Annotated in this window: 24 protein-coding genes; 12 read left to right on the top strand and 12 right to left on the bottom strand. The window is 66.6% G+C overall.

All coding sequences use genetic code 11. From position 1 onward, the window contains the following. The first annotated feature begins 31 nt into the window (after positions 1–31). Positions 32–940 (top strand): alpha/beta hydrolase, encoded by a 909-nt coding sequence (locus tag ACW176_RS10195; protein WP_492109044.1) that lies wholly within the window; start codon positions 32–34, stop codon positions 938–940. A gap of 199 nt (positions 941–1,139) precedes the next feature. On the opposite strand, the gene ACW176_RS10190 is transcribed toward ACW176_RS10195, so the two are convergent. Next, entirely contained in the window at positions 1,140–1,490 is a 351-nt protein-coding gene (locus tag ACW176_RS10190; protein ID WP_492109043.1) for a DUF3147 family protein, read from the bottom strand. Between the two features lie 103 nt (positions 1,491–1,593). Between ACW176_RS10190 and ACW176_RS10185 the strand changes: the two genes are divergently transcribed. The 3 genes from ACW176_RS10185 to ACW176_RS10175 all read left to right on the top strand — a co-directional run bounded on the left by ACW176_RS10185 (position 1,594) and on the right by ACW176_RS10175 (position 2,856). Further along, on the top strand, positions 1,594–1,839 hold the full coding sequence (locus tag ACW176_RS10185; RefSeq protein ID WP_492109042.1) for a DUF2188 domain-containing protein: 246 nt from the start codon (positions 1,594–1,596) through the stop codon (positions 1,837–1,839). Positions 1,840–1,912: 73 nt separating this feature from the next. Then, positions 1,913–2,410, top strand: coding sequence for a bactofilin family protein (locus tag ACW176_RS10180; protein ID WP_492109041.1), 498 nt, complete (start codon positions 1,913–1,915; stop codon positions 2,408–2,410). Positions 2,411–2,550: 140 nt separating this feature from the next. After that, positions 2,551–2,856 carry a hypothetical protein gene (locus tag ACW176_RS10175; RefSeq protein WP_492109040.1) on the top strand — a complete coding sequence of 102 codons (306 nt, stop codon included), beginning with the start codon at positions 2,551–2,553 and terminating at the stop codon, positions 2,854–2,856. A 213-nt stretch (positions 2,857–3,069) separates the two neighbouring features. Here the strand turns inward: ACW176_RS10175 and ACW176_RS10170 are convergent, their stop codons facing one another. After that, a complete protein-coding gene (locus ACW176_RS10170) occupies positions 3,070–3,303 on the bottom strand; it encodes a hypothetical protein (protein ID WP_492111904.1) in 234 nt (77 codons plus the stop codon). A gap of 283 nt (positions 3,304–3,586) precedes the next feature. Next, a complete protein-coding gene (locus ACW176_RS10165) occupies positions 3,587–3,970 on the bottom strand; it encodes a hypothetical protein (protein WP_492109039.1) in 384 nt (127 codons plus the stop codon). A gap of 199 nt (positions 3,971–4,169) precedes the next feature. Between ACW176_RS10165 and ACW176_RS10160 the strand changes: the two genes are divergently transcribed. The 6 genes from ACW176_RS10160 to ACW176_RS10135 all read left to right on the top strand — a co-directional run bounded on the left by ACW176_RS10160 (position 4,170) and on the right by ACW176_RS10135 (position 13,559). After that, positions 4,170–4,667, top strand: a complete 498-nt coding sequence (locus tag ACW176_RS10160) for a chemotaxis protein CheW (RefSeq protein ID WP_419320260.1) — start codon at positions 4,170–4,172, stop codon at positions 4,665–4,667. 101 nt (positions 4,668–4,768) lie between these two features. Then, positions 4,769–5,869 (top strand): Zn-dependent alcohol dehydrogenase, encoded by a 1,101-nt coding sequence (locus ACW176_RS10155; protein ID WP_492109038.1) that lies wholly within the window; start codon positions 4,769–4,771, stop codon positions 5,867–5,869. A 545-nt stretch (positions 5,870–6,414) separates the two neighbouring features. Continuing rightward, positions 6,415–6,951 carry a hypothetical protein gene (locus ACW176_RS10150; protein WP_492109037.1) on the top strand — a complete coding sequence of 179 codons (537 nt, stop codon included), beginning with the start codon at positions 6,415–6,417 and terminating at the stop codon, positions 6,949–6,951. 26 nt (positions 6,952–6,977) lie between these two features. After that, complete coding sequence (locus ACW176_RS10145) at positions 6,978–9,002, top strand: TonB-dependent receptor plug domain-containing protein (RefSeq protein ID WP_492109036.1); 2,025 nt, start codon at positions 6,978–6,980, stop codon at positions 9,000–9,002. Positions 9,003–9,844: 842 nt separating this feature from the next. Further along, a complete protein-coding gene (locus ACW176_RS10140; protein ID WP_492109035.1) occupies positions 9,845–11,164 on the top strand; it encodes a M20/M25/M40 family metallo-hydrolase in 1,320 nt (439 codons plus the stop codon). A 280-nt stretch (positions 11,165–11,444) separates the two neighbouring features. Then, positions 11,445–13,559, top strand: coding sequence for a phosphocholine-specific phospholipase C (locus ACW176_RS10135; RefSeq protein WP_492109034.1), 2,115 nt, complete (start codon positions 11,445–11,447; stop codon positions 13,557–13,559). Here the strand turns inward: ACW176_RS10135 and ACW176_RS10130 are convergent. The 3 genes from ACW176_RS10130 to ctrA all read right to left on the bottom strand — a co-directional run bounded on the left by ACW176_RS10130 (position 13,556) and on the right by ctrA (position 16,473). Beyond that, entirely contained in the window at positions 13,556–14,026 is a 471-nt protein-coding gene (locus ACW176_RS10130; protein ID WP_492109033.1) for a hypothetical protein, read from the bottom strand. The genes ACW176_RS10135 and ACW176_RS10130 overlap by 4 nt on opposite strands. Positions 14,027–14,146: 120 nt before the next feature. Further along, positions 14,147–15,529 (bottom strand): M23 family metallopeptidase, encoded by a 1,383-nt coding sequence (locus tag ACW176_RS10125; RefSeq protein WP_492109032.1) that lies wholly within the window; start codon positions 15,527–15,529, stop codon positions 14,147–14,149. Positions 15,530–15,777: 248 nt separating this feature from the next. Further along, positions 15,778–16,473, bottom strand: coding sequence for a response regulator transcription factor CtrA (ctrA, locus tag ACW176_RS10120; protein WP_419254388.1), 696 nt, complete (start codon positions 16,471–16,473; stop codon positions 15,778–15,780). A gap of 652 nt (positions 16,474–17,125) precedes the next feature. Between ctrA and fliI the strand changes: the two genes are divergently transcribed. Then, positions 17,126–18,463, top strand: coding sequence for a flagellar protein export ATPase FliI (gene fliI / locus ACW176_RS10115; RefSeq protein WP_492109031.1), 1,338 nt, complete (start codon positions 17,126–17,128; stop codon positions 18,461–18,463). Beyond that, positions 18,460–18,879, top strand: coding sequence for a flagellar export protein FliJ (locus ACW176_RS10110; protein ID WP_419320245.1), 420 nt, complete (start codon positions 18,460–18,462; stop codon positions 18,877–18,879). The genes fliI and ACW176_RS10110 overlap by 4 nt, the downstream gene beginning before the upstream one ends. Here ACW176_RS10110 and ACW176_RS10105 read toward each other — a convergent pair. From ACW176_RS10105 to fliN, 6 genes are all read right to left on the bottom strand, one after another. Next, complete coding sequence (locus tag ACW176_RS10105) at positions 18,876–19,157, bottom strand: antibiotic biosynthesis monooxygenase (RefSeq protein WP_492109030.1); 282 nt, start codon at positions 19,155–19,157, stop codon at positions 18,876–18,878. The genes ACW176_RS10110 and ACW176_RS10105 overlap by 4 nt on opposite strands. A gap of 4 nt (positions 19,158–19,161) precedes the next feature. Then, positions 19,162–19,548 carry a DUF4282 domain-containing protein gene (locus ACW176_RS10100; protein WP_419320243.1) on the bottom strand — a complete coding sequence of 129 codons (387 nt, stop codon included), beginning with the start codon at positions 19,546–19,548 and terminating at the stop codon, positions 19,162–19,164. 109 nt (positions 19,549–19,657) lie between these two features. Further along, positions 19,658–20,110 (bottom strand): hypothetical protein, encoded by a 453-nt coding sequence (locus ACW176_RS10095; RefSeq protein ID WP_419320242.1) that lies wholly within the window; start codon positions 20,108–20,110, stop codon positions 19,658–19,660. A 118-nt stretch (positions 20,111–20,228) separates the two neighbouring features. Continuing rightward, a complete protein-coding gene (gene flhA / locus ACW176_RS10090; protein WP_419320240.1) occupies positions 20,229–22,331 on the bottom strand; it encodes a flagellar biosynthesis protein FlhA in 2,103 nt (700 codons plus the stop codon). A 124-nt stretch (positions 22,332–22,455) separates the two neighbouring features. Beyond that, positions 22,456–23,826 (bottom strand): sigma-54-dependent transcriptional regulator FlbD, encoded by a 1,371-nt coding sequence (gene flbD / locus ACW176_RS10085; RefSeq protein WP_492109029.1) that lies wholly within the window; start codon positions 23,824–23,826, stop codon positions 22,456–22,458. A gap of 27 nt (positions 23,827–23,853) precedes the next feature. After that, positions 23,854–24,189, bottom strand: a complete 336-nt coding sequence (gene fliN / locus ACW176_RS10080; RefSeq protein ID WP_419320238.1) for a flagellar motor switch protein FliN — start codon at positions 24,187–24,189, stop codon at positions 23,854–23,856. Position 24,190: the final 1 nt, after the last annotated feature.

The following is a 24,190-nucleotide window of genomic DNA, read 5'->3' as shown; positions in this document are numbered from 1 at the left end:
GGGTTAACGGTTAGGGTTCCTGCGCAAGACCGTGCGGCCCATCCTCGCCCTCCTCGTCAGCGCATCGGCGCTGGCGGCCCTGGCCGGCTGCAGGCCCGCGACGGACGCCCTGGCGGCCGAACAGGCCAAGCCGGTCGCTCAGGCCGGCGATGCTGAGTTCGCCGTGCCCGGCAGCATCGTCCATACCCTGCCGGCCTCGGCGCAGGGCCGCATCTACCAGATCTACGTCAAGACGCCTTTCGGCTACGACGCGCCGGAGAACGCCAACCGGCGCTGGCCGGTGATCTACCTGAACGACGGCCCCTACACGTTCCAGGTGGCCTCGGGCGTCACCCACCTGCCCTACAAGTTCGGTCGGCTGGAACAAGCGATCCTGGTCGGGATCTCCTACGCCCAGGGCGAGGACGGCATGAAGAGCCGCCGGCGGGACATGACCCCCTGGAGCGATCCCAGCCTGCCCTCGGCCAGCGGCGGCGCGGCCCAGTACCTGGCCTTCATCAAGGCCCAGGTTCTGCCGTTCGTGGAGAGCCGTTACCGCGCCGATCCGCGTCGGCGGGTGCTGGCGGGCCAGTCCTATGGCGGTCTGTTCGGGGCCTGGGTGACGGTGACCGAACCGGAGCTGTTCGACGCCTACATCCTGACCAGCCCGTCGCTATGGTACGGCGACCGCACCCTGTTCAAGGCCGAGGCCGCCTACGCCGCCGGCCACAAGGACCTGAAAGCCCGCATTTACCTGGCCACCGGCGAACTGGAACGTCCCCAGCCGGGCGACGACGGCGAGGACATGGTCGGCGACCAGCAAGCCTTCGCCAGGGCGCTGCGCGAGCGCGGCTACCGCAGCCTGAAGGTCCGCGACGAGATCATCGACGACACGTTCCACGAGACGACGTTTCCCGTCGGTCTCGTACATGGCCTGACCTGGCTGTTCCCCAAGAACTAAGCAGGTGGGTCAAAAGCGGCTGTCATCCCGGACGAGCGCGCAGCGCGAAGATCCGGGACCGACGCCTGAGCGCCGCATTCCAAGTCGGTCCCGGATCGGCGCCCGGCTTCGCCGCGCTTGTCCGGGATGACAAATCTTCCGGAAGCGGGCCGATAGGCGACAGCCGTTCGGGTCGCCGGGGGGACCGGTATAGTGGCCCCTACAGCTTCACCCCAAACCTCGGCCCCACCGCCATCATCACCGCGTAGAGCCCGATCGTCAGGACGCAGCCGGCCAGCAGGGCGGGCCAGAAGCCCAGGCCGCGCCGCAGCAGCGCCGGGATGACCAGGAACATCGGCAGGGACGGCAGCACGTACCAGAAGGTGGCCTCGACATGGCTGGCCATGCGGGCCACGTCGCGGGTGTCGCGCCACAGCCAGATCATGCCCAGGATCGAGATCAGCGGCAGCGAGGCCACCAGGGCCCCAAAGCCCGGCGACTTGCGGGCGATCTCGGAGATCGCGGCGATGATCACGCCCGAGAGCGCGGCCTTGAGGACGAGATAGAGCATGGCGGCGGTCTCCTTGGGGGGCGCGGGACTGGACAAGATACGCTGCCCGGAACCTTGGCCACTGACGGCTCGTTGATCCTCCTGCAGCCTCAGGAGCCCGACCATGACCGACATCACCTATACCATCGTGGAGCACGACGGCGGCTGGGCCTACAAGCTGGGCGACGTGTTTTCCGAAACCTATCCCAGCCACGCCGCCGCCCTGGCCGCCGCCCAGCGCGCCGCGGCAGAGCAGGAGGTCTCGGGCGAGACCACCGGCATCACCTATGAAGACGCCACGGGCCAGTGGCGCGAGGAGATCGCGGCGGGCGACGACCGGCCCACGACCCACGTCGTCGACACCCCATAACGGCGTTGGGCGACTGGCCCCTGTCTTGCTCGCGAAAGCTCCGACGAGCCATTTCGAGACAGGGTCCACGCCGATGTTCGCCAAGAAGAAAGACACCCCCGCCCCCGTCGCCCTGGCGATGCAGGAGCCTCCGCGCGGCCTGGCCGCCCAGGCCGCCGCAGCTACGCCGGTCGCTCGGCCCAAGCCGGCCTCGATGATCGCCCAGGGCGTCACCATCAAGGGCGATGTGGTCGGCGACGGCGAACTGCACCTGGACTGCGTGGTCATGGGCGACATCCGGGTCGGCAAGCTGATCCTGGGCCCCAACAGCCGGGTCGAGGGCAGCGTCACCGCCCAGGTGATCGAGATCCACGGCAATGTGCTGGGCAGCGTCACCGCCCAGGCCGTGCGTCTCTACGGGACCGCGCGGGTGGATGGCGACATCACCCATGAGCAGCTGGCCATGGAAACCGGCGCCGAGTTCCAGGGTCGCAGCCTGAAGTTCCAGCGTCCGGCGCCCGTCGCGGCGGCCGCGCCAAGCCACGTCCCGCCGATGCCGCAAGGCGCGCCGGCCTACGTCGCCCAACACTGAGCCAAACGGTAGGATGGCGAGCTGTGGCGCACGCGCCACGCCTCGCCGTCTTCACCCGTCGCGGCCGGAACGCTCACGCTCCTGGCGGCTTGGTCAGATCAGCGGACGGTCGTATCGACCGCCTCCGAGGACCCTGACCCATGGCCGGCAAGACCCTGACACTTGTGCCACCCCCATCGAACGTCGCCGCGCTCCTTGATCTGGGGCGCTGCCCCGAGACGACAGCGCAACGCGTCAGACGTCTGCAGGCCGAGGCCCGCCTGCTGGCCCGCGAAGACGTCGAACGCCTGGATCGCGGCATGATGGACCTGGCCGTGCTGGCCACCGAAATCGCCTCGGGCGGCGAGGCCTATCCTGCGGGGCTGCGCGAAATGGCCGGCCGCATCGCCGCCGACCTGCCCCAGAAGGCCCAGAGCCTGCGCAGCCTGGTCAGCCGGACGTACTGATCACCCACGCCTGACCCCACCATCGGGGCCCCTCCGCCATCACAGGAAAGGCGGCGGAAGACCCCCGCCGCTCCCCGCCGTTTGGTGGGGGGACGGGACGGCGGGATGCTCGGGCCGGCGTGGCTGTTCACCATCCGGGCCATTGCGTGCAAATGCAGCCATCTCTGTCCCACCGGCTGGATGCGCCGAAATGTCGCGGCAAGGCGTAAACGGTTAACCGGTCGCGTTAGCCATCTTCCGCAGGCGCCGGGCCAGATCCTCGGGCCGGTCGGCGATCTGATCGAACAGCGCCTGGACCTCGGCTTCGTGGAAGCCGGCGGCTCGCAGGGTGCGCCAGGCGCCGGCCAGAACCGCCTCGGCGATCTCGATCCGATCCTCGCCGGAGACCGGCGTGTCGGGCCGACAGGCGAAGGCTCCCGCGAAGGCGGAACCGGGCGCGACAGACAGGATCGAGGCGGCGGACATCGGCAGGCTCCCTTGAATGGAGTGGCATAATGTTCTCTTTTTGTTCGCCATGACAAGCCCCCTCATGCCCAAATGAAAAAGCCCCGGAGCGGGGGCTCCGGGGCTTTCCATGATCTCTGCGCCGTCACGGCTCAGGAACGCTGGAGGGGCGCGTGCCGTCCCCTCGGCCAGGCGGCCAAGGCGGCGGCGCCCGTCGGCGGCGCCAGGCCGGTCCGCTCCGAAAAATCCTTCATAAACGAGGCTTTAGCCTGATCGTTCGCCCGCCCTAGCGGCAGACCGTCCGCTCATAGACGACGCCGCTGCGGCGGTCATAGTCGCGCGTGGTCCAGCAATCGCTGCGATAGTCGTCGTCATAGGGGCGGCTGTAATAGCGCGGCGGCGGGGGCGGCGGGGCGTAACCGTAACCATAGCCGCGACCCGAGCGGGCATAGCGGCCATCGTCGTCATGGCTGCTGGCGATCGCCGCGCCCAGGGCCAGACCCAGAACGCCGGCCACGATCGCCGCCTCGGTCTTGCCACCGCCGTCATGGCCATGGTGGCGATGATGCCGACGCGAATCCGCCGACGCCGTGGTCGCTGCGGCGACCATCGAAAGCGCGGCAAGGCCGGCGGCGACCTGGCCAATCACGGTGCTGATCCTGCGGGCCATCAGCCCCTCCCCTTCGTCTCGATCCGCCCGGCGGCGGCTTGCCTGATACCGTGAAGGCAATCTCGCGCCGCGCGCCTGAACCGCACCTGAACGGGCGCCAGGGGACAAAGCCGGCGCCGGTTTATTCACTATTTGCCGCCACACTGGGATCGTTCGACGGATTCGCTTTCGTCGGGCGGGTCGACCAGCGGAGGCTTCCATGACCAGCAGCGTGGCGTACAAGACGGGCGAAGCCCTTCAGGTTCTGTCGTTCGAGGTCGGAACCCAGACCTATTGCGTGCCGGTCAATTCGGTTCGCGAGATCCGCGGCGTCACCCCGCCGACCCAACTTCCCGACGCCCCGCCCTATGTGCGCGGCGTCATCAACCTGCGCGGCCAGGTCATGCCGGTCATCGACCTGTCGGCCCGTCTGGGCAAGGGCGTGGCCGAGGACGGCCCCCGTCAGGTGATCATCGTCATCGAGAGCGGCAACGACGTGGCCGGCCTGCTGGTCGACGCGGTCTGCGACAGCTTCATCGTCAATGGCGACCAGATCAATCCGCCGCCGTCGATGGGCGAAGAGAACTCGCCCCTGGTCTCGGCGGTGATCACCTCGGAAACCGGCATGACCGTGCTGCTGTCGGTCAGCCACATCATTCCCGAGCGCGCCAGCGCGGCTGCGGCCGCCGCTGCGGACGCCGCCGCCATCGCGGCCTGAGGCCGTCACCCCGACAACAATTCGAACAATTGTTCGACCAAGCCTCTTCCGCTCTCCCCTGACGGGGCGATAGACTCCCCGCCATTGCAGGGAGAGAGCGAATGAAGGCGGCTGTGCTGCGCGAGGTGGGCAAACCCCTCCAGATCGAAACCGTGTCCATCAGCAAGCCGGGCCCGCGCGAGGTGCTGATCCGCACCAAGGCCGCCGGGGTCTGCCATTCCGACCTGCACTTCGTCGAAGGCTCCTACCCCCACCCCCTGCCCGCCGTGCTGGGCCACGAGAGCGCCGGCATCGTCGAGGCGGTCGGGTCCGAGGTCCGCACCGTCAAGGTCGGCGACCACGTCATCACCTGCCTCAACCCCTATTGCGGCCACTGCGAGGTCTGCCTGACCGGGCACATGAACCTGTGCATCAGCCCCGAAACCCGCCGGTCCAAGACCGATGAGCCGCGGCTGTTTCGCGAGGACCTCTCCGGGGCCGGCGACACCAAGATGGCCCAGTTCCTGAACCTGTCGTCCTTCGCCGAGATGATGCTGGTGCACGAGCACGCCTGCGTCGCCATCCGCCGCGACATGCCGTTTGACCTGGCCGCCCTGATCGGCTGTTCGGTGATGACGGGCGTGGGCGCGGTGATCCACACCTCCAGCGTCCGCCCGGGCGAGACCGTGGCCGTGATCGGCTGCGGCGGCGTGGGCCTGGCCACCGTCAATGGCGCCGCCATCGCCGGGGCCGGCCGGATCATCGCCATCGACCGCGTGCCGGCCAAGCTGGAACTGGCCCGCCAGTTCGGCGCCACAGACCTGATCAATGCCGACGACGGCGACGTGGTCAAACAGGTGCAGGAGCTGACCGGCGGCGGCGTGCAGCACAGCTTCGAGGCCATCGGCCTGAAGGTCACCGCCGAACAGGCCTTCCGCATGCTGCGCCGGGGCGGCACGGCCAACATCATCGGCATGATCCCGGTCGGCACCAAGATCGAGCTGAGCGGCTCCGACTTCCTGGGCGAAAAACGCATCCAGGGCAGCTATATGGGCTCCAACCGCTTCCCGGTCGACATGCCCCGCCTCGTCGACTTCTACATGGGCGGCAAGCTGAAGCTGGACCAGATGATCTCGCGCCGCATCAAGCTGGAAGAGATCAACTCGGCGTTTGACGAGCTCAAGCGCGGCGAACTGGCGCGGTCGGTGATCGTGTTTGACTGAGGGGTCTCTGAGACCTTTCGCCCTGACTTTTTTCGCCCCCTCACCCACCCCCGGCCATCGCCGGGGTCGCGGCCTTCTGCAAGCGGAGAGGGGGCGGGGTATCCGGCGCATGGCCACAGAGATTCGCCTCCGGTCGGGCGTCGTTAGGGTCTCATCTGCGCCGGTGCGACAAAATGCCCGTTTCAGCTGCTCTCAAACAGATCGGCTATATCCAAACAGCCAGTGCAGATTTTTCACCCAAACACCCGCGACTAAAATGGATATTTTTTCGACATATTGAATATGTCACATATCCTACTGAAAAATAGAAACACTCACAACTCTGGATCCGCAACACTATAAAATCCATATTGTATAATTTAGCAATTTGTACCGCGCAACATAGACACCAAATAAATACAAACTCCGATTTGAACTAGTTGAATACTTTCAGTTTAGACCTGAAAAGACGGCGCGCTTAAGCCCGATAATTTCCTGTTTACCAATCCCGCCCTTCTCTCCACCTCAAAGGAGCCCGACTGAACCCGGGCAGGAGAGCAATGAACATGTCGAAAACCATGAAGCCGGGCGCCCTCGTAGCCTGCGTTTTGGCCCTTGCTGCGGCGCCGCTCAGCGCCCACGCCGACGCCGACGCCGCCAAGGATATGCAGGTTGCGGGCCGGGCCCTGACCTTCCTCGAAAACGCTCCGACCGGCAAAGCCACGCTCGGCGTGGTCTTCGATCCGTCCAAACCCGCCTCGGTGGCCGAGAAGAATGCGGTCATGGCCGCGATCGGCGGCGGACTGAGCGCCGGCGCCCTGACCCTCACCGGCAAGCCTGTCGAAGCCGGCGACGTCGCCGGCGTGTCGGGCGTCGCGGCGCTCTACATCACCACCGGCGTCAACGCCGGCCCGGTCGGCGCCGCCGCCAAGGGCAAGAAGATCATCACCATCGGTTCGGACATGGCCTGCGTCACCAGCGGCGCCTGCGTGATGAGCGTCTCGGCCGATCCCAAGGTGGAAATCGTGGTCAGCCGCTCGGCGGCCGCCGCAGTCGGCGCGGTCTTCAAGGCCGCCTTCCGCATGATGATCCGCGAAGTCTGACCCCAGCGAACGAACGAGAAAAACCCATGAAAACGACTCTCTTCGCCGGCGCTTCGGTCGGCCTGATCATCCTGGCTTCGGCCACCGCCGCTTCGGCCCAGTCGATCGACTACGGCGCCATGGAGCAGCTGTTCAACGAACCCGTCACCACCTCGGCCACGGGCTCGCCCCAGCGCGCCACCGAGGTCCCGGTCGACATGACCATCATCTCGGCCGCTGACATCAAGCGTTCGGGCGCCGGCGACCTGCCGACGATCCTCAGCCGCGTCGCCGGCGTGGACATCCTGAACTTCGCCGCCGGCCAGTCCGATGTCGGTATCCGCGGTTACAACCAGGCCCGCTCGCCGCGACTGCTGGTCCTGATCAACGGCCGCCAGGTCTATCTGGACCACTTCGGCTACACCGACTGGGCCTCGCTGCCGATCGCCCTGAGCGAAATCCGCCAGATCGAAGTCGTCCGCGGCCCCAACAGCGCCATCTTCGGCTTCAACGCCGTGTCGGGCGTGGTCAACATCATCACCTTCAACCCGAAGTTCGACGACACCAACGTCATCGAGCTGCGGGCGGGCACGGGCGAAAGCACCAGCGTCTCGGCCGTGAAGACCGTTCGCCTGGGCGAGCGTCTGTCCTTCCGGATCTCGGGCGGCGTCGACCACGCCAATGAGTGGAAGAACACCACCTCGGGCACGGGCATTGTCCTGGCCTCGCAGATCCACAACCCGTCGACGGCGCGCGCCAACCTCGACGCCATGGCCCAACTGAACGACAAGACCACCCTACGGGTCGAAAGCTCGATGTCGAACGGCACCAGCACGCAGGTCATCTCGACCTTCGCCTACGCGGTTCACCGCATCAAGACCGACTCGCTGAAGGCCACCCTGAACGCCGACACCAAGATTGGCCTGCTGCAAGCCCAGGCCTATCGCAACAATCTCGATGGCCTGACGCCCGGTCGTCGCTACATGAACGACATCACCGTCTATAGCCTGGAAGACCTGTTCAAGATCGGCGCGGCCCATACCGTTCGCGTCGGCCTGGAATATCGCGACAACCAGCTGGACACCGCCGGCTATGTCGGCGGCAAGGTCAGCTACACCGTGCTGGCCCCGTCGGCGATGTGGAACTGGGTCGTCAATCCCAAGCTGTCGCTGACGGCTGCGGCGCGCGTCGACAAGCTGAGCCTGAAGCGGACGGGGTCCTTCCCCGCCGGCGCCCCCCAGAACAACAATGCCCTATGGGATCGCGACATCACTGAAACCAGCGTCAATCTGGGCGCAGTTTACAAGGCCTCGGACAAGGACACGCTGCGCCTGACCTTCGCCCGCGGCGTTCAGGCCCCGACCCTGCTGGAACTGGGCGGCCTGCTGATCCCGCCGGTCACGCCGGCGCCGACCGGTGGTCTGATCGCCGGCAATCCGTTGCTGGAGCCGGCCCTCGTCAGCAACTACCAGCTGGCCTATGACCGCGCCCTGCCGTCGCTGAACGCCAGGGCCAGCGTCAAGCTGTTCACGCAGAAGACCGAAAGCGTGAAGGGCCAGTTCAGCGGCTCGGCGCTCGATTTCGCGCCGACCGCCACGACCTGGGCCACCTTTACCTACAAGAACGTCTCCGACTCCAAGATGAGCGGCGTCGAGCTGTCGGCTTCGGGTAAGCTGGATGGCGGCTTCCACTGGAACGCCGACACCACCTATACGAACGTCAATGACGCGCCGTTCACCACGCTGTCCTCGATCATCCTGCGCAAGGTGAACTTCGAGGCCACCTCGCCCAAGTATCGCAGCAACCTCGCCGCGGGCTGGTCGAACGACAAGTGGAGCCTGGACGGTTACGCTCACTTCGTGAGCAAGTTCAACTCCTACAACGGCAACCTGCTGGAGCCGGTCAAGGGCTACACCACCGTCGCCGGCCGCGTCGCCTATGAGTTCGCACCGGGCGCCGAAGTGTCGCTGAACGGCCAGAACCTGCTGACCGAACGTCAGGCGCAGACCAAGGGCGCAAGCGGCCTGCAAGCCGAGCGGCGCGTCATGCTGGGCGTCAGCAAGAGCTGGTAAGCGCCAACCAACGCTGGAGAGCGAGGGGCCCCGCCGCAAGGCGGGGCCCTTTTCCGTTGGTCATTCGCCTGGGCGGGGGGCCTGGAGCCGGCAAGGTCTTGACCGCCGCCTTGGCCCGCAAGCCCTGGCCGACCCGGCGCGGCATGGACTGAGTCCCGACTTGAATCCCTCATAGAGAAAGGGCTCCGAGAGGCCGGCCGGCTCCTATCCCCGTTCCCGCACGGGCATAGCCGCCCCTCGCCCCCAACAAATTCAACGCCCTAGCCGCCGCACCCAGCGTCACGATCCAAAATCGACGCAGCCCCCTCCAAAACGCCCGCATACTTCTTCTCGCCCCGTCACTGGGGAGGCCGTCCAGCTGGCGACCTGACGGGTGGCGGGGGCGGTTGTGCGGGTCGCGCCCGTCGGCCGTCGTCGAAGGCCCGGCGGGGTCTGGCGGAGCGGATCGGTCCTGCGGGGGCCGAACGTGATGAAGCCGGATCCGGACCGCCGGGAACGCCCTTTGGCGACGCCCGGCAAGGCGCTCCAGGCGCGGGCTGAAATCGCCCGCGCGGTCCGGAAGGGTCGCTTCACTTCCGCCCGTCGGGGGCCTCTTTCGGGAGCGGGTTAAAACCCCGCGCCCCGAGGGCTCATCGGATAACGATCGCGCGGAGCGCTCCGGCCACGGCCGAAACGGTACTCCACTACAACCCCATCCGGGCCTGGCCCGGACGCTCCGCCGCCTCCCCACACTTGCCGCTCAAACCGGCGAGGCTGCGAACCTGTGTCCGCGCGGCGTCCACGGGATGACACCACGCTGGGCTGCCCCTAGGCTGGCGCCGCCAGTCAGGGATTCTCGCCGCATGACCAACCCCCTTCGCCGCTCCGCCTCGCTGATCGCCTTCGCGGCGGCGCTGGTCGCCTCGTCCGCCACCCTTTCCACGGCCTGGGCGGCCGCAAAGACCGATCACGCCGGAACGGTGCGCAAACTGGTCGGCTCGCCGGCCTTCAAGAAGGCGGCCCAAAAGCTGGACGCCGACTTTGACCGCACCATCGCCGACGTCGTCACCCTGACCGAGATCCCCGCCCCGCCCTTCAAGGAAGAGGCCCGCGCCAAGGCCTATCTGGAGATGCTCAAGGCCCATGGCCTGAGCGACGTGACGATGGACGCCGAGGGCAATGTGATGGGCGTGCGGCCCGGCACGGCGACCAAGGGCAAGGGGCCGTTCGTGGTCATCGCCGCCCATCTCGACACCGTCTTTCCCGAAGGCACTGACGTGAAGGTCCGGCGCGAGGGCACCAAACTGATGGCTCCGGGCATCGGCGACGACACCCGCTCGCTGGCCACCCTGCTGGCCTATGTGCGGGCCATGGACGCGGCCGGCATCAAGACCAAAAGCGACATCCTGTTTGTCGGCAATGTCGGCGAGGAAGGCCCCGGCGACCTGCGCGGCGTGCGCTATCTGTTCAACAAGAGCGCCTTCAAGGGCCGGATCACCGCCTTCTTCTCGATGGACGGTTCGGACCCCTCGCGTATCGTCGACGCCGGCACCGGCTCCAAGCGTTACCACGTCACCTTCAAGGGTCCGGGCGGCCACAGCTATGGCGCCTTTGGCACGGTCAATCCGATGACGGCCATGGCCAAGAGCGTGGTCGATCTGTACGCGGTCGAAACGCCCAAGGATCCCAAGACCACCTATTCGGCCAGCGTCACCGGCGGCGGCACCTCGGTCAATTCGATCCCGCACGAGGTGTTCATGGAGTTCGACATGCGCTCGGAAAGCGCTGACGAGCTCGCCAAGCTGGACAAGACCCTGATCGGCATTCTCGACAGCGCGACGGCAGCCGAGAACGCGGCGCGGTCCACCCGGTTTGGCAAGATCAGCTATGACCCCAGGGTGATCGGCGAGCGTCCGGCGGGCAAGACCCCGGCCGAGCAGGCGATCGTGGGCCTGACGGCGGCAGCCGTCACCGCCTTTGGCTTCAAGCCCGAGCACGGCGCCTCCTCGACCGATTCCAACATCCCCATGAGCCTGGGCATCCCGGCCGTGACCATCGGTTCGGGCGGCAAGGCCGGCCGCGCCCACGCCCTGGACGAATGGATCGACATCGAGAAGGGTGAAAGCCTGAAGGGCATGCAGGTCGGTCTGGCCGCCCTGCTGGCCGTGGCCGGGGTCGACTAGGGGCTCACGGCAGGGCTATCGCATATAGCCAAAAGCGGCTGTCATCCCGCCCCTGCCTTGGCCCGAGCGCGCAGCGCGAAGATCCGGGACCGACGCCTGAGCGCCGCGTTCCAGGTCGGTCCCGGATCTGCGCCCGGCTTCGCCAGGCTTGTCCGGGATGACAAACTTTCTGGTGGTGTATCCCTAGGCGGTAGCCCTGGGGCTTCAGGCGGGGCGGACTGTCACGGGAACGCCATACGGGGGCGGTATCTGGTCCAGACCAAACTGTACGAGGTTTCCCGTGAGCGCGATCGACCGCCGTCACCTGATGTTATCGGCGGTCGGGGCGCTGAGCGCGCCGCCGGCCATCGCCCGGGCGCTGGCCATCGACGCCGACGTGCGGCGCGGGACCCTGGAGGACGTCGAGCACGTGGTGATCCTGATGCAGGAGAACCGCTCGTTCGATCACTATTTCGGCGGCCTGAACGGCGTGCGCGGCTTTGCCGACCGCTTTCCGATCCCGGTCGCCGATATCCCGGGCCGCACGGGCAAGACTGTCTGGACCCAGGCCAACGGCAAATCCGCTGACGGCCCGCCGCTGATCGCGCCCTTCCCGCTGAACAGCGCCCAGACCTTTGCTCACATGCGGGTGGAGGGCACGCCCCACAGCTGGTCCGACGCCCAATATGCCTGGGACCAGGGCCGCATGGATCGCTGGCCGGAAAGCAAGCACGCCCACGCCATGGGCTACTACCGGCGCGAGGACATTCCGTTCCAGTACGCCCTGGCCGACGCCTTCACCCTCTGCGACGCCTATCACTGCGCCACCCAGACCGGCACCAACACCAACCGCCTGTTCCTTTGGGGCGGGACCAATGATCCGTTTGGCAAGCTGGGCGGCCCCTCGATCTCCAACTCGCACGACGAGCTGGCCACCAAGGGCGGGGCGGCCGAGGGCTATCGCTGGAGCACCTATGCCGAGCGCCTGCTGGCCGCCGGGATCACCTGGCGCGTCTATCAGGACATGGACGACAACTTCACCGACAACCCGATGGCCGGGTTCCAGAGCTTCCGCGACAGCCACGCCAAGGCGCCCGGCGCCGACCCGCGTCTGGCGGAACTGGGCCTGTCGACCCGCAAGCTGGACGGTCTGCGCGAGGATGTGCTGAACGGGACCCTGCCGCAGGTGTCCTATCTGGTCGCCCCCGCCGCCGATTCCGAGCATCCCGGCCCGTCCAGCCCGGCCCAGGGCGCCGACTACACCGCCCGGGTGCTGGACGCCCTGACCGCCAATCCCAAGGTCTGGGCGCGGACGGTGCTGCTGGTGATGTTCGACGAGAATGACGGCTTCTTCGACCACGTCCCGCCGCCGTCGCCGCCGTCGCGCGATCCGGCCCGGCCGGGCGCCGTGCTGGGCGGCTCGACCGTCGACACCACGGCCGACTACCACCAAGTGCGCAACCCCAGCGAGGCCAAGGACGAGCGCGACGACCTGATGGGTCGCCCCTATGGCCTGGGTCCGCGCGTGCCGATGTACGTGATCTCGCCCTGGAGCCGGGGCGGCTGGGTCAATAGCCAGGTGTTCGACCACACCTCGGTGATCCGGTTGCTGGAAAAGCGGTTCGGCGTCATGGAGCCCAACATCTCGCCCTGGCGGCGGGCGGTATGCGGCGACTTGACCAGCGCCTTCGACTTCCGCACCCCCAATACCAGGCCCTTCGTGGCCGACCTGCCCAAGACCCTGGAAGACGCCCGCCGCGCGGGGGCCCTGCCCGGACGCACCACGCCGCCGACCCCGCCCCTGCCACTGGTTCCCGAGCAGGCGGCGGGACCGCGCCTGTCACGCGCTTTGCCCTACAGCCTCGAGGTCGCCGAAGGCGCGCGGGACGGCGCTGTCGTCCTGCGGTTCGCCAATGCCGGCAAGGCCGCCGCCGTGCTGCATGTCTATGACCGCCTGCGGCTGGACCAGCCGCCGCGCCGCTACACGATCGCGCCGGGCGAGCGCCTGGAGGACGCCTGGCCGACCGGCGCCTATGATCTGTGGATCCTGGGCCCCAACGGCTTCCACCGTCACCTGATCGGGGCCGCGCCCCAGGGTGAGCCCGTGGTCGAGGTCACGTCTGATCCCGTCCGGCGCGCCCTGACCCTGACCCTGCGCAATGACGGCCCCACGCCCCGCCGCATGGTCGTCACGCCCCAGCCCGCCGGTCCGGCATGGCGGATCACGCTCCAGCCCGGCCAGGCCGCCAAACGCATCTGGCCGCTGAAGTCGACTGGCGGCTGGTACGACCTCTCGGCGCGGATCGAGAATGAGGCCGGCTATCTGCGACGACTGGCCGGACGGCTGGAAACCGGCGCGGACTCGTTCACCGACCCGCTGATGGCCGGCGCGGCGCTGATGGATCAGTCAGACTAAAGCGCGACCAGAAGGATCGGCAGGACGGCGCCCGCCGCCAGCAGGATCCAGCCCGTGCGCTTGTCGCGTCCATAGGCCTGGGCCATCCAGACGCCGAGGATCGTCGACGCCGCCAGGCCGAGGGCGACAATCAGAAAGACCGCCCTGAGGATCGTCACCGAGACCTTGGCCTTTTCCTCGGCCTTGGCGGGCGCCGCGGGACCAGCCGCCTTCGGCTTGGCCGGCTCGGCCGCCCGTTTGGGCTTGGCCTCGAAGACCTGCTTCATGTGCACCCGGCCCAGCTTCTCAACCAGCGGGGCAGGCTGATAGCCGGGCTGGCTCTCGTGCAGGCCATAGAGTTGGTAGGCGCCGGTCAGCGCGAAAAATACCACGCTGGGCGCGATGAACAGACCCAGCCAGCTGTGAATGCGCCGGATCAGCGCGAACCTCAGGGCGGGATTGACGCGCGGCTTGGCTGGACCGGTCATGAGGCTCTCTTCACGGATCTGGAGGCACGGCGGCCATGGATCGGCCCCGCAACAGCGCGATGATGGCACGCGGGCCGGGCAGCGCTAGTGACCTGGATCAACTCACCGCCGCGAAGGTGTTTAGCGCAGTTTCGGCGCGGCTTCGGTCTTCAGTTCGGCCAGGGCCAGCTTGGGGGTGTCTTCACTGGCGGCGACGGATCCGCCGTCGGCCAGCATGCGGTCGATGCGCGACTTCTTGGCCTTGAACGACGCCAGTTCACCGCCGCTCAGGATGGTGCCCTGCGGCACCTTGGCCCCGATCGGATTGACCCGCTGGCCGTTCAGCCAGACTTCGTAGTGCAGGTGGGGACCGGTCGACATGCCGGTCGAGCCGACATAGGCCACGACCTGACCCTGACGAACGCGCATGCCGGCCTTGATGCCCGGGGCGTAGCGCGAGATGTGAGCATAGCCGGTGTCCCACTTGCCGGCGTGACGGATCCGCAGCCAGTTGCCGTAGCCGCTCCAGCGGCGAGCCTCCAGCACGACGCCGTCGCCGGCCGCCAGGATCGGCGTGCCCTGCCCGGCCCCGAAATCAACGCCCTTGTGGGCGCGGTTGAAACCCAGGATCGGGTGACGCCGCGCGCCGAAGGTCGAGGTGATGCGCGCCCCGTCGACCGGCGTCCGCAGCAGGAAGCCTTTGATGTTCTTGCCCGTCTCGTCAAAGAACTGAGACTTGCCGTCGCGCTCGAAGCCGTAGAAGCGCTGGCCCTTGACCTCGGCATATTCCAGATCGCCGGCCTCGATAGTGCGGCCGCTCTCGGTGACCTTGCGGTCGAACACCAGGCAGAACTTGTCGCCTTCGTGGATGTCCCGCGAAAAGTCGATCTTGTGCGAAAACAGCTTGGCCGCGTCGCTGATCACCCGGGGCGTGCCGCCCACATTGGCGACGCTTTCGTAGAACGAGCCGTTCATCTCGCCGCAGGCGACCTTGGTCTCCTCGGTGACCTTTTCCTCAAGCTCGCGCAGTTTCAGGGCGCCGTCGAAGGTGCGTGAAACGGTCAGGGTCGAGGACGGGCTGGTGCGCATCGACAGGCCGATCAGGCGGGCGGGGCCACCCACGCCATCACCACGACCACTGCGACGCTGGGCGATGGCGGCTTCGAAGGCCATGCCGGCCTTGATGTTGACGGTGTCGATCGCGCCATGCAGGGCGGCGACCACCTGACGGGCCTCTTCCGGCGCGACACCGGCGCGCTCGACGGCATTTTCGAGGGTCTCGCCGGGACGAACCTTGACGGGGATGCTTTGGGGACGGTCGAAGCCGGGCTGAGCCTCGGCGCTGGCGAAGGCGATATGCTGCAGGGCGACCAGGGCGGCGGGATCCAGCGCGGCCTTGACGGGAGTCGGCACGTCTGCGGCCGTCAGCTTCCAACCCAGGCCCAGAGCGGCCAGGCCGGCGACGGCTGTAAACAGCCGGGGCGCCAGACGAAGGGTCGGGCGTCGCGGATCAAATTCTTGCATCGGTCCCCCGTCGGTTTCGATGCCGCGCAAGGTCAAAATGACACGGCTGGGTAGCCCCCCAGCAATCGCTGCGCCGGAACATGGCCGTGAGACTTTCCAGCGGCAAGCACTATTCTGCGCTTCGGTCGTTTTGTCACGGATGAGGTTCAAAGCCCGACCGATCAATGGCCAAGCCTATGACTGTAAAAGAAAAACGCCCGCCTTTGGGGCGAGCGCTTTGCTTGTACGAAAAAGAATCGGCGTGCCGATCAGGCGGCGGCGACCTGCTCGTTCGGATCGCGCAGCACATAGCCGCGGCCCCAGACCGTCTCGATATGGTGCTTGCCCTGGGCTGAGGCGGCCAGCTTCTTGCGAAGCTTGCAGATGAAGACGTCGATGATCTTCAGTTCCGGCTCGTCCATGCCACCGTACAGGTGGTTGAGGAACATCTCCTTGGTCAGGGTCGTGCCCTTGCGCAGGGAGAGCAGCTCCAGCATCTGATATTCCTTGCCGGTCAGGTGAACGCGGTTGCTGTTCACTTCGACCGTCTTGGCGTCGAGATTGACCACGATGTCGCCGGTCTTGATGACCGACTGGGCGTGACCCTTGGAACGACGGACCACCGCATGGATGCGGGCGATCATTTCGTCCTTGTGGAAGGGCTTGGTCATGTAGTCGTCGGCGCCGCCGGAGAAGGTCTTCACCTTCGTGTCGATTTCCGAAGAACCCGACAGGATCATGATCGGCGTGTTCACCTTCGCCACCCGCAGGGTGCGCAGAACATCCAGGCCGCTCATGTCAGGCAGATTGAGGTCGAGCAGGATCAGATCGTAGTCATAGATCTTGCCCAGATCGACGCCTTCTTCGCCGAGATCCGTCGTATAGACGTTGAAGCCTTCAGACTTCAGCATCAGCTCGATGGTCTGCGCCGTTGCGCTGTCATCCTCGATCAACAGTACGCGCATGAGCCCCTCCACGCCACTCGGTGGCGTTATTCGACGTCTTGGCGGAAGCCGCCTGATTAACCCTGCCTGCACTTTGCGGCGAGTTAATTTAAGACTGGTTAATGGTGAATGATCCTGTTGGCAGAATGGTTAATCTGATTTGCGAATCGGGTGCAAGCGGTCGCTGAGTCGCAGCGCAAATTCGTCGGGGATGACTTTCAACCCCGCCAAAGCGGATTCTCCCGCACCGCGAAATCGCTAAAACCCCGCCCCTCCACGGTTATCGCCCCAGAGGCCGAGCCCCGGGTGAGGATGCGCCACCGCTGGGCATTGCGACGCCATTGCGGCGTTCTGTCGCTGAGATTTGCGAGGGCTTTCCGACGTCGTCGCGACGGCCCCCGCGACGGTCGGTCGCGGGTCGGGATTTCAGGATTCCGGAGACAGTCGGCCGACGTGCATTTCGACGTCTTGTGGCCCTATGGCGACTTTCATGCAGACACCCCTGCCGATGCCATGCTCCAGCGCCCCGGGCTTCGACCGTGCGGCGTTCCACCACACCTTTAACGCGGCCATCGCAGCGTTTTTCACCGCCAACCTGCCCCCGGCACATCCCTAATTTCACAGGTGGTTAACGCTGTCGGTCGAGGATGGAGCCTCACTGCCGAGAGCTGATTTGCGTAGCCTGATCGCCGCCATTGAACGTATCGACCCGCTGACCATTTCCGGTCGCGTCGCCGCCGTGAATGGCCTCCTGATCGAGGCGCGCGGCGGTCTGACGCGGCTGGCGGTCGGGGCTCGGGTCGAGATCGACCGGCTGGGCCTGCCCGTCCTGCCGGCCGAGGTCGTCGGCTTCCGCGAAACCCGCGCCCTGCTGATGCCCTTCGGTCCCGTCGAGGGCGTTGCCCCCGGCGCCGAGATCCGCATCATGCCCGAAGGCGCCACCGTGCGGCCGACCAAGGCGTGGCTGGGCCGCATCATCAACGCCTTTGGCGAGCCCATCGACGGGCTTGGCCCACTGCCGCAGGGCGAGGTGCCCTACCCGCTCAAGGCCGCGCCCCCACCCGCCCATGCCCGCGGCCGGGTCGGCGAACGCATTGACCTGGGCGTGCGGTCGATGAACGTCTTCACCACCACCTGCCGCGGCCAGCGCCTGGGCATCTTCGCCGGCTCGGGTGTCGGCAAGTCGGTGCTGCTGTCGATGCTGGCCAAGGAAGCCACCTGCGACGCCGTCGTCGTCGGCCTGATCGGCGAACGGGGTCGCGAGGTGCGCGAATTTATCGAGGAGACCCTAGGCGAGGAAGGCCTCAAGCGCGCCATCGTCGTGGTCGCCACCTCGGACGAGCCCGCCCTGACCCGCCGCCAGGCCGCCTACATGACCCTGGCGATCAGCGAGTATCTGCGCGACCAGGATCTGGAAGTGCTGTGCCTGATGGACTCGGTGACCCGCTTCGCCATGGCCCAGCGCGAGATCGGCCTGGCCGCCGGCGAGCCACCGACGACCAAGGGCTATACGCCCACCGTCTTCACCGAGTTGCCAAAGCTTCTGGAGCGCGCCGGGCCTGGCCCGATCCGTCCCGACGGCAGCACGGCAGCGCCGATCACCGCCCTGTTCACCGTGCTGGTGGACGGCGACGACCATAACGAGCCCATCGCCGACGCCACACGCGGTATCCTGGACGGCCACATCGTGATGGAGCGCGCCATCGCCGAGCGCGGCCGCTTCCCGGCGATCAACGTCCTGAAGTCCATCAGCCGGACCATGCCGGGCTGCCAGTACGACCATGAACGGATGATCGTCAAAGGCGCCCGCCAGGTGATGGCCGCCTACGCCAACATGGAAGAGCTGATCCGCATCGGCGCCTATCGCGCCGGCGCCGATCCCGTCGTCGACCGCGCCATCCGCCTCAATCCGGCGATCGAAGAGTTCCTAAGCCAGGACAAGGACGAGGCCACCAGCCTCGACGATTCCTTCGGACACCTGGGCAGTATCCTTGAAAGTGACCACGCATGACCAAGTGGGCCGCATCCCTGATCCGGATCTCGACCCACGAGGTCGAGACCCTGCAGAAGCGACTGGCCGACATCGTCGAGCGGCGCATGGCCGCCGAACTGCGCGTGGTGATGCTGGACGCGGAAGCTGAAGCCGAAGCCAAGCAAGCCGAAACCTGCAGCGAAGCGGCCTGGATGATGACCAGCTATCGCGAGGGCTCCAAGCGCAAGCGCGCCACCATGATGCTGCAGATCGAACAGTGCCAGATCGAGGAACAGGGCGCCCGCGACGCACTATCCTTCGCCTTCGAGGCGCTGAAGAAATACGAGCACGTCGCTGAGGCGGCCAAGGTTCTGCAGCGCAAGAAGATGAGCGCGTTCGAAAACGCCCAGCTGGACGAGCTGGGCCTGCGCCGCAAGGCTGTCGCCGGTCGCTAGAGGACGCCGGCCTCCAGTTCGTCAAGATAGAGGAACTCGGGAGCCTTCACGCCGGCCATGCGGCGAATCTCGACCAGGCGCGGTGACTCGAAAAAGCGGCGCGCGTCGTCGTGCGAGGTCCATGTCGAGAAGTGGACGATCCGATTGGGGTCGCTATCGTATTTCAGAACCTGATAGCTGCGTTCACCAGCCTCGCGCCGGATGTCGGCGGCGTTGTCGAACACGGTCTTCCAGGCCGGATAGTCGGCCACTTCATGGATGATCAGAACCTGAGGCATGCCTTCAGTCGGCTTGTGAGGTCTCGCGCGGAGGACGGGCGCGGATCAAGGCGTGGTCGGCGTCGCTCGTCTGGCGCAGAGCGCGCAGGTCTTCGCTGATCCGGAAGATCGCCACATAAAACTCGCAGAAGGCGCGCCAGAGCAGCACCATCGCGCCGGCGACCAGCAGACCCGCGATCAGAACCGGGAAGGCCAGAAGCAGCGAGCCGATGCCGGGCTCCTTAAGCGCCAGGCCCACGGCGGCGCCGACGACAGAAAAGCCGAACAGCGCCACGACGCCAAGGCCGGCCCAATAGATCAGGTGGATCACCGGACCTGTCACCAGCCGGTCGAAGGTCAGGAGGTCCCAGAACAGGGCGCTACTGGATTTTGTCTTGTTGGCCGGAGGCATAAGAACAGACCCGAAATCGGCGACAAAACCGCCGTCTTGGCGCATCGCTAGCAGCGCGAAGCCCGCTCGGCAATGCCGAGCGGGCCAGAGCTTCAGAAGGACGAAGCCTTTACTGAGGCTTGGCGCCGGCCAGAGTCGCGTCGATCTGGGCCTTGGTCGCCGTGGTCGTCAGGGCTCCGGCGTTGGAAGACAGACTGGCGCTGGGCAGGGCGAACTTCACGCCCCCGTTCGTGACAACCAGATTGACCGAGCCATCGGCTGCGGCGCTGACGCCTGAAATCGTACCGACCGATACGCCGGCCGGGTCTTTGACCTCGGTCCCGACCTTAAAGTCGCCGGCGACCGTTGCCGAGGCAGGCGCGGCGCTGGTGTCGGCGCTGGCCTGGGCCGGCGGGGTGGCGGTCGTCGTGGTGGCTGGCAGGGCCTGATCCGCCGCCGGCGAGGCCGCTTGCGGGGTCTGCTGGCCTGGCGTCGGCATGGCCGTGGCGCTTTGAGCGAAGGCTGCGCCAGCGAAAGTCAGGGCCGCGGCGGCGGCGAAAAAGGCGATTTTCTGGCTGTCCATTTGAAGGCTCCGTCGGTGTCGGTCAGCCCCCTAACCGGGAAACTAACGTCGCCGCACGGCTGCGGTTCCGACGGGCGCCCGACACTGCAGGCTGTCAGGACGGATCACCGGCGCGCCGTCAGACCATGCCGACGGTCTTCAATCGCGCCCGCGGATGGATCTCGTTCTGGCTCATCACCACGGTCTGGCCCCGGAAACGCTCGATGATCGAACGCACATAGGGGCGCACTCCAGGGCTGGTCAGCAGAACAGCGGCCTCGCCCTGCAGAGCGGCGCGCTCGAAGGCCTCGCGAACCCCCCGGATGAACTCCTGCAGACGCGACGGCGCCAGGGCCAGCTGCTTGTCGTCGCCGGGCCCGACCAGGGATTCGGCGAAGGCCTGTTCCCACTCGGCCGACAGGGTGATGATCGGCAGGGCGCCGTCGTCGCCGCGATTGGCCCAGCACAGTTGGCGGGCAAGACGAGCGCGGACCTGTTCCACCAGCTGGGTGACCGAACTGGTGTGCGGGGCGGCCTCGCCGATACCTTCCAGGATCTGCGGCAGGTCGCGGATCGAGACGCGCTCCTTGAGCAGGGCCTGCAGCACGCGCTGCACGGTGGTGGCGGTGGCCACCGACGGGATCAGGTCGTCGACCAGCTTCTTCTGGCCTTCCGGCAGGTCCTTCAGCAGCTTCTGCACCTCCGAATAGGACAGCAGGTCGGCCATGTTCTCCTTGAGGATCTCGGTCAGGTGCGTGGTCAGCACGGTGGCCGGATCGACGATGGTATAGCCGCGGAAAGTGGCTTCCTCGCGCAGGTCGTCGGCCACCCAGGTGGCAGGCAGGCCAAAGGCCGGCTCACGCACATGCTCGCCGGGCAGTTCGACCTGGCCGCCGCGCGGATCCATGGCCATCAGCATGCCAAGGCGAACCTCGCCGGCGCCGGCTTCCATCTCCTTGATGCGGATCGCATAGCCCTGATTGGCCAGGCGCATGTTGTCGAGGATGCGCACCGGCGGCATCACGAAGCCGAACTCGGTGGCCAGGGTCTTGCGCAGGGCGCGGATCTGGTCGGTCAGGCGGCGGCCGTCCAGGTCGTTGATCAGGGTCAGCAGGCCATAGCCCAGCTCGATCTTGACGTCATCGATGGCCAAGGAAGCGCTGATCGGCTCTTCCTCGGGCTCACTGGCGATGGCTTCAGCCAGGGCCGGATCGAGCTGCGGCGGTTGCTTGGCGGTCATCGAGCGGCGATAGGCCAGGAAGCCCGCGCCCAGCGAAAGCGCTGCAAAGGGAATAATCGGCATGCCGGGGATCAGGGCCATGACGCCCGACGAGGCCGAGACCATGCCCAGCGCCACGGGGTTCATCGACAGCTGCTTGGTCAGGGCGGCGTTGGCCGAGCCCTCGACGCCGGCCTTGGAGACGACCATGCCCGCCGCGATCGAAATGATCAGGGCCGGAATCTGGCTGACCAGACCATCGCCGATGGTCATCAGCGTATAGGTGGCCGAGGCCTCGCCGATCGGGATCTTGTGCTGGATAACCCCGATCAGGATGCCGCCGATGATGTTGATGGCGGTGATGATCAGGCCGGCGACAGCGTCGCCCTTCACGAACTTGCTCGCGCCGTCCATGGCGCCGAAGAAAGTCGATTCCTGCTCCAGGTCCTTGCGGCGCTGCTTGGCGGTGTCCTGGTCGATCAGGCCGGTCGACAGGTCGGCGTCGATGGCCATCTGCTTGCCGGGCATGGCGTCCAGGGTGAAGCGGGCCGCGACTTCGGCGATCCGGCCAGAACCCTTGGTGACGACCATGAAGTTCACCACCACCAGGATGATGAAGACGATCACGCCGATGACGAAGTTGCCCTGCATCATCAGGTTGCCGAACGCCTCAATGACCGCGCCGGCGCCGTGCGCGCCTTCGTGGCCATGGCCCAGGATCAGGCGCGTCGAGGCAATGTTCAGCCCCAGGCGATACAGGGTCGCCACCAGCAGGACGGTCGGGAACGAGGTGAATTCCAGCGGTTTCTTGATCAGAACCGCCGTCATCAGAATCAGGACCGAGCCGGTCAGCGAGATCGCCAACAGCAGGTCCAGCAGCATGGGCGGGACCGGCAGGATCAGCAGGACGATGATGCCGACGACGCCGACCGCCAGGCCCATTTCGCCGCGCAGAATCCCCGCCCACAGCGAACTGGCGCTGGGCATCGAAGAGCTGGTCTTGGGCAGGGCGGCGTCAGCCATTCAGTGCGTCGATCCCTTGGAGCAGGCTCTTCGCGCATGAAGCGATTTGCGCGCGGTCGCCAGTTCCTTAATTCAAATTAGCCATGTCAGGCGCCGGACCGATGGTCGCGGCGCCCGCAGGGATTCAGGCGGCGGCGGAGCCCATTCCGCCCTGCGGCGGCGGCACCGAAATCCCGGCGTCGCCATATTCCTTGAGCTTGTTGCGCAGGGTCCGGATCGAGATGCCCAGGATATTGGCGGCGTGGGTGCGGTTGCCCAGGCAGTGCTCCAGGGTGTCGATGATCAGGTGCTGCTCGACCTCGGCCACCGTCGAGCCGACAAAGGCGCGCGACACGGCGTCGGCGGCCATCTGGGCTCCGCGCGCGACCGCGGCGTCGGGGTTGGGGGCCATGGGCTGACCGTCCGGCAGGCGAATAGCGAACTCTTCGATCTCCGCGCCAGGCGACAACAGCACCGCGCGGTGCATGGCGTTTTCCAGCTCGCGGACATTGCCCGGCCAGCGGTGGCCGATCAGCCGGCGCTTGGCCTCGGCCGAGATCGGCTTTTCGACGACGCCGTTGGCGGCCGAGTACTTTTTGATGAAGAACTCGCACAGGCTCATCACGTCGGCCGGGCGCTCGCGCAGCGGCGGCAGGCGCAGGTTCACGACGTTGAGGCGGTAAAGCAGGTCTTCGCGGAACGTGCCGTCCTTCACCGCAGCGGTCAGGTCGCGGTTGGAGGTGGCGAGGATGCGGATATCGACCTTGACCGGCTTTGAACCGCCGACGCGGTCAATCTCGCGCTCCTGGATGGCGCGCAGCAGCTTGGCCTGCAGGCGGGTATCCATCTCGCTGATTTCGTCCAGCAGCAGGGTGCCGCCGTTGGCCTCCTCGAACTTGCCAATGCGGCGGGCCATGGCGCCGGTAAAGGCGCCCTTCTCGTGGCCGAACAGCTCGCTTTCCAGCAGGTTCTCGGGGATGGCGGCGCAGTTGACGCTGATGAACGGCGCCTTGGCGCGGCGCGACTTGCTGTGGAGGTAACGGGCCATCACCTCCTTGCCCGAGCCGCTTTCGCCGGTGATCAGGATCGAGGCGTCGGAGGGGGCGACCTGGTCGGCCAGGCGGATGACGTTCTCCATCGACGGATCGCGGACGATCATCGGGCGCTCGTCATCGGTGACGGCGGCCAGGACGGCGGCGATCAGTTCGGCGTCCGGCGGCAGGGGAATGAATTCCTTGGCCCCGGCCTTGATCGCGGCGGCGGCGCGCATCGGATCGGCGTCGACCCCGCAGGCCACGACCGGCACCCGGATGCGCTCGGATTCGTTTGCCGCGATCAGGCCCGCAATATCCAGCGAGTAGTCGACCATCAGCAGGTCAGCCCCCTGCCCCGCGCGCAGGGCATGGGTCGCCTGCTCGATGGTCTCGACGTGCGAGACCTTGGCGCCCGTGTTCATCGCCATTTTCACGGCGACGGAGAGCTGTCCGTTCAGTTTACCAACGACGAGAAGCCGCATGATCTTGTCCTCCTTGACGCGTCAGGCTCAGCCCGCCGCGTCACCGTCCTTGATGATTTCCGTCATGGTCACGCCCAGGCGCTCGTCGACGACGACCACCTCGCCCCGGGCCACCAGCCGGTTGTTCACATAGATGTCGATCGCCTCGCCGACCTTGCGGTCCAGCTCCAGAATGCTGCCCTGGCCCAGTTGCAGCAGCTGGGCGACGGACATGTGGGCGCGCCCGAGAACCGCCGAGATATTGACTGGCACATCGAACACCGGCGCCAGGTCGGAAGCGATCTTGTCGCTCATTTCGACGGGCATCTCCGAAGCCAGCATCTGGCCCCCGAACTCGTCGAGCGTGAGATTGTCTTCGGCCATG

It is taken from the genome of Caulobacter sp. FV1ye13L (assembly GCF_058681155.1).
This window is presented reverse-complemented; position numbering and strand designations above follow the sequence as displayed.

Bases quoted from the DNA above. Each gene is read 5' to 3' on its own strand.
- ACW176_RS10145 (WP_492109036.1), top strand. From the start codon at position 6,978: ATGAAAACGACTCTCTTCGCCGGCGCTTCGGTCGGCCTGATCATCCTG.
- ACW176_RS10130 (WP_492109033.1), bottom strand. From the start codon at position 14,026: ATGACCGGTCCAGCCAAGCCGCGCGTCAATCCCGCCCTGAGGTTCGCG.
- ACW176_RS10125 (WP_492109032.1), bottom strand. From the start codon at position 15,529: ATGCAAGAATTTGATCCGCGACGCCCGACCCTTCGTCTGGCGCCCCGG.
- flbD (WP_492109029.1), bottom strand. From the start codon at position 23,826: ATGCGGCTTCTCGTCGTTGGTAAACTGAACGGACAGCTCTCCGTCGCC.
- ACW176_RS10155 (WP_492109038.1), top strand. From the start codon at position 4,769: ATGAAGGCGGCTGTGCTGCGCGAGGTGGGCAAACCCCTCCAGATCGAA.
- ACW176_RS10140 (WP_492109035.1), top strand. From the start codon at position 9,845: ATGACCAACCCCCTTCGCCGCTCCGCCTCGCTGATCGCCTTCGCGGCG.
- ACW176_RS10165 (WP_492109039.1), bottom strand. From the start codon at position 3,970: ATGGCCCGCAGGATCAGCACCGTGATTGGCCAGGTCGCCGCCGGCCTT.
- ACW176_RS10180 (WP_492109041.1), top strand. From the start codon at position 1,913: ATGTTCGCCAAGAAGAAAGACACCCCCGCCCCCGTCGCCCTGGCGATG.
- ACW176_RS10160 (WP_419320260.1), top strand. From the start codon at position 4,170: ATGACCAGCAGCGTGGCGTACAAGACGGGCGAAGCCCTTCAGGTTCTG.
- ACW176_RS10185 (WP_492109042.1), top strand. From the start codon at position 1,594: ATGACCGACATCACCTATACCATCGTGGAGCACGACGGCGGCTGGGCC.
- ACW176_RS10100 (WP_419320243.1), bottom strand. From the start codon at position 19,548: ATGCCTCCGGCCAACAAGACAAAATCCAGTAGCGCCCTGTTCTGGGAC.
- ACW176_RS10095 (WP_419320242.1), bottom strand. From the start codon at position 20,110: ATGGACAGCCAGAAAATCGCCTTTTTCGCCGCCGCCGCGGCCCTGACT.
- ACW176_RS10110 (WP_419320245.1), top strand. From the start codon at position 18,460: ATGACCAAGTGGGCCGCATCCCTGATCCGGATCTCGACCCACGAGGTC.
- ACW176_RS10150 (WP_492109037.1), top strand. From the start codon at position 6,415: ATGTCGAAAACCATGAAGCCGGGCGCCCTCGTAGCCTGCGTTTTGGCC.
- ACW176_RS10190 (WP_492109043.1), bottom strand. From the start codon at position 1,490: ATGCTCTATCTCGTCCTCAAGGCCGCGCTCTCGGGCGTGATCATCGCC.
- ctrA (WP_419254388.1), bottom strand. From the start codon at position 16,473: ATGCGCGTACTGTTGATCGAGGATGACAGCGCAACGGCGCAGACCATC.
- flhA (WP_419320240.1), bottom strand. From the start codon at position 22,331: ATGGCTGACGCCGCCCTGCCCAAGACCAGCTCTTCGATGCCCAGCGCC.
- ACW176_RS10105 (WP_492109030.1), bottom strand. From the start codon at position 19,157: ATGCCTCAGGTTCTGATCATCCATGAAGTGGCCGACTATCCGGCCTGG.
- ACW176_RS10175 (WP_492109040.1), top strand. From the start codon at position 2,551: ATGGCCGGCAAGACCCTGACACTTGTGCCACCCCCATCGAACGTCGCC.
- fliN (WP_419320238.1), bottom strand. From the start codon at position 24,189: ATGGCCGAAGACAATCTCACGCTCGACGAGTTCGGGGGCCAGATGCTG.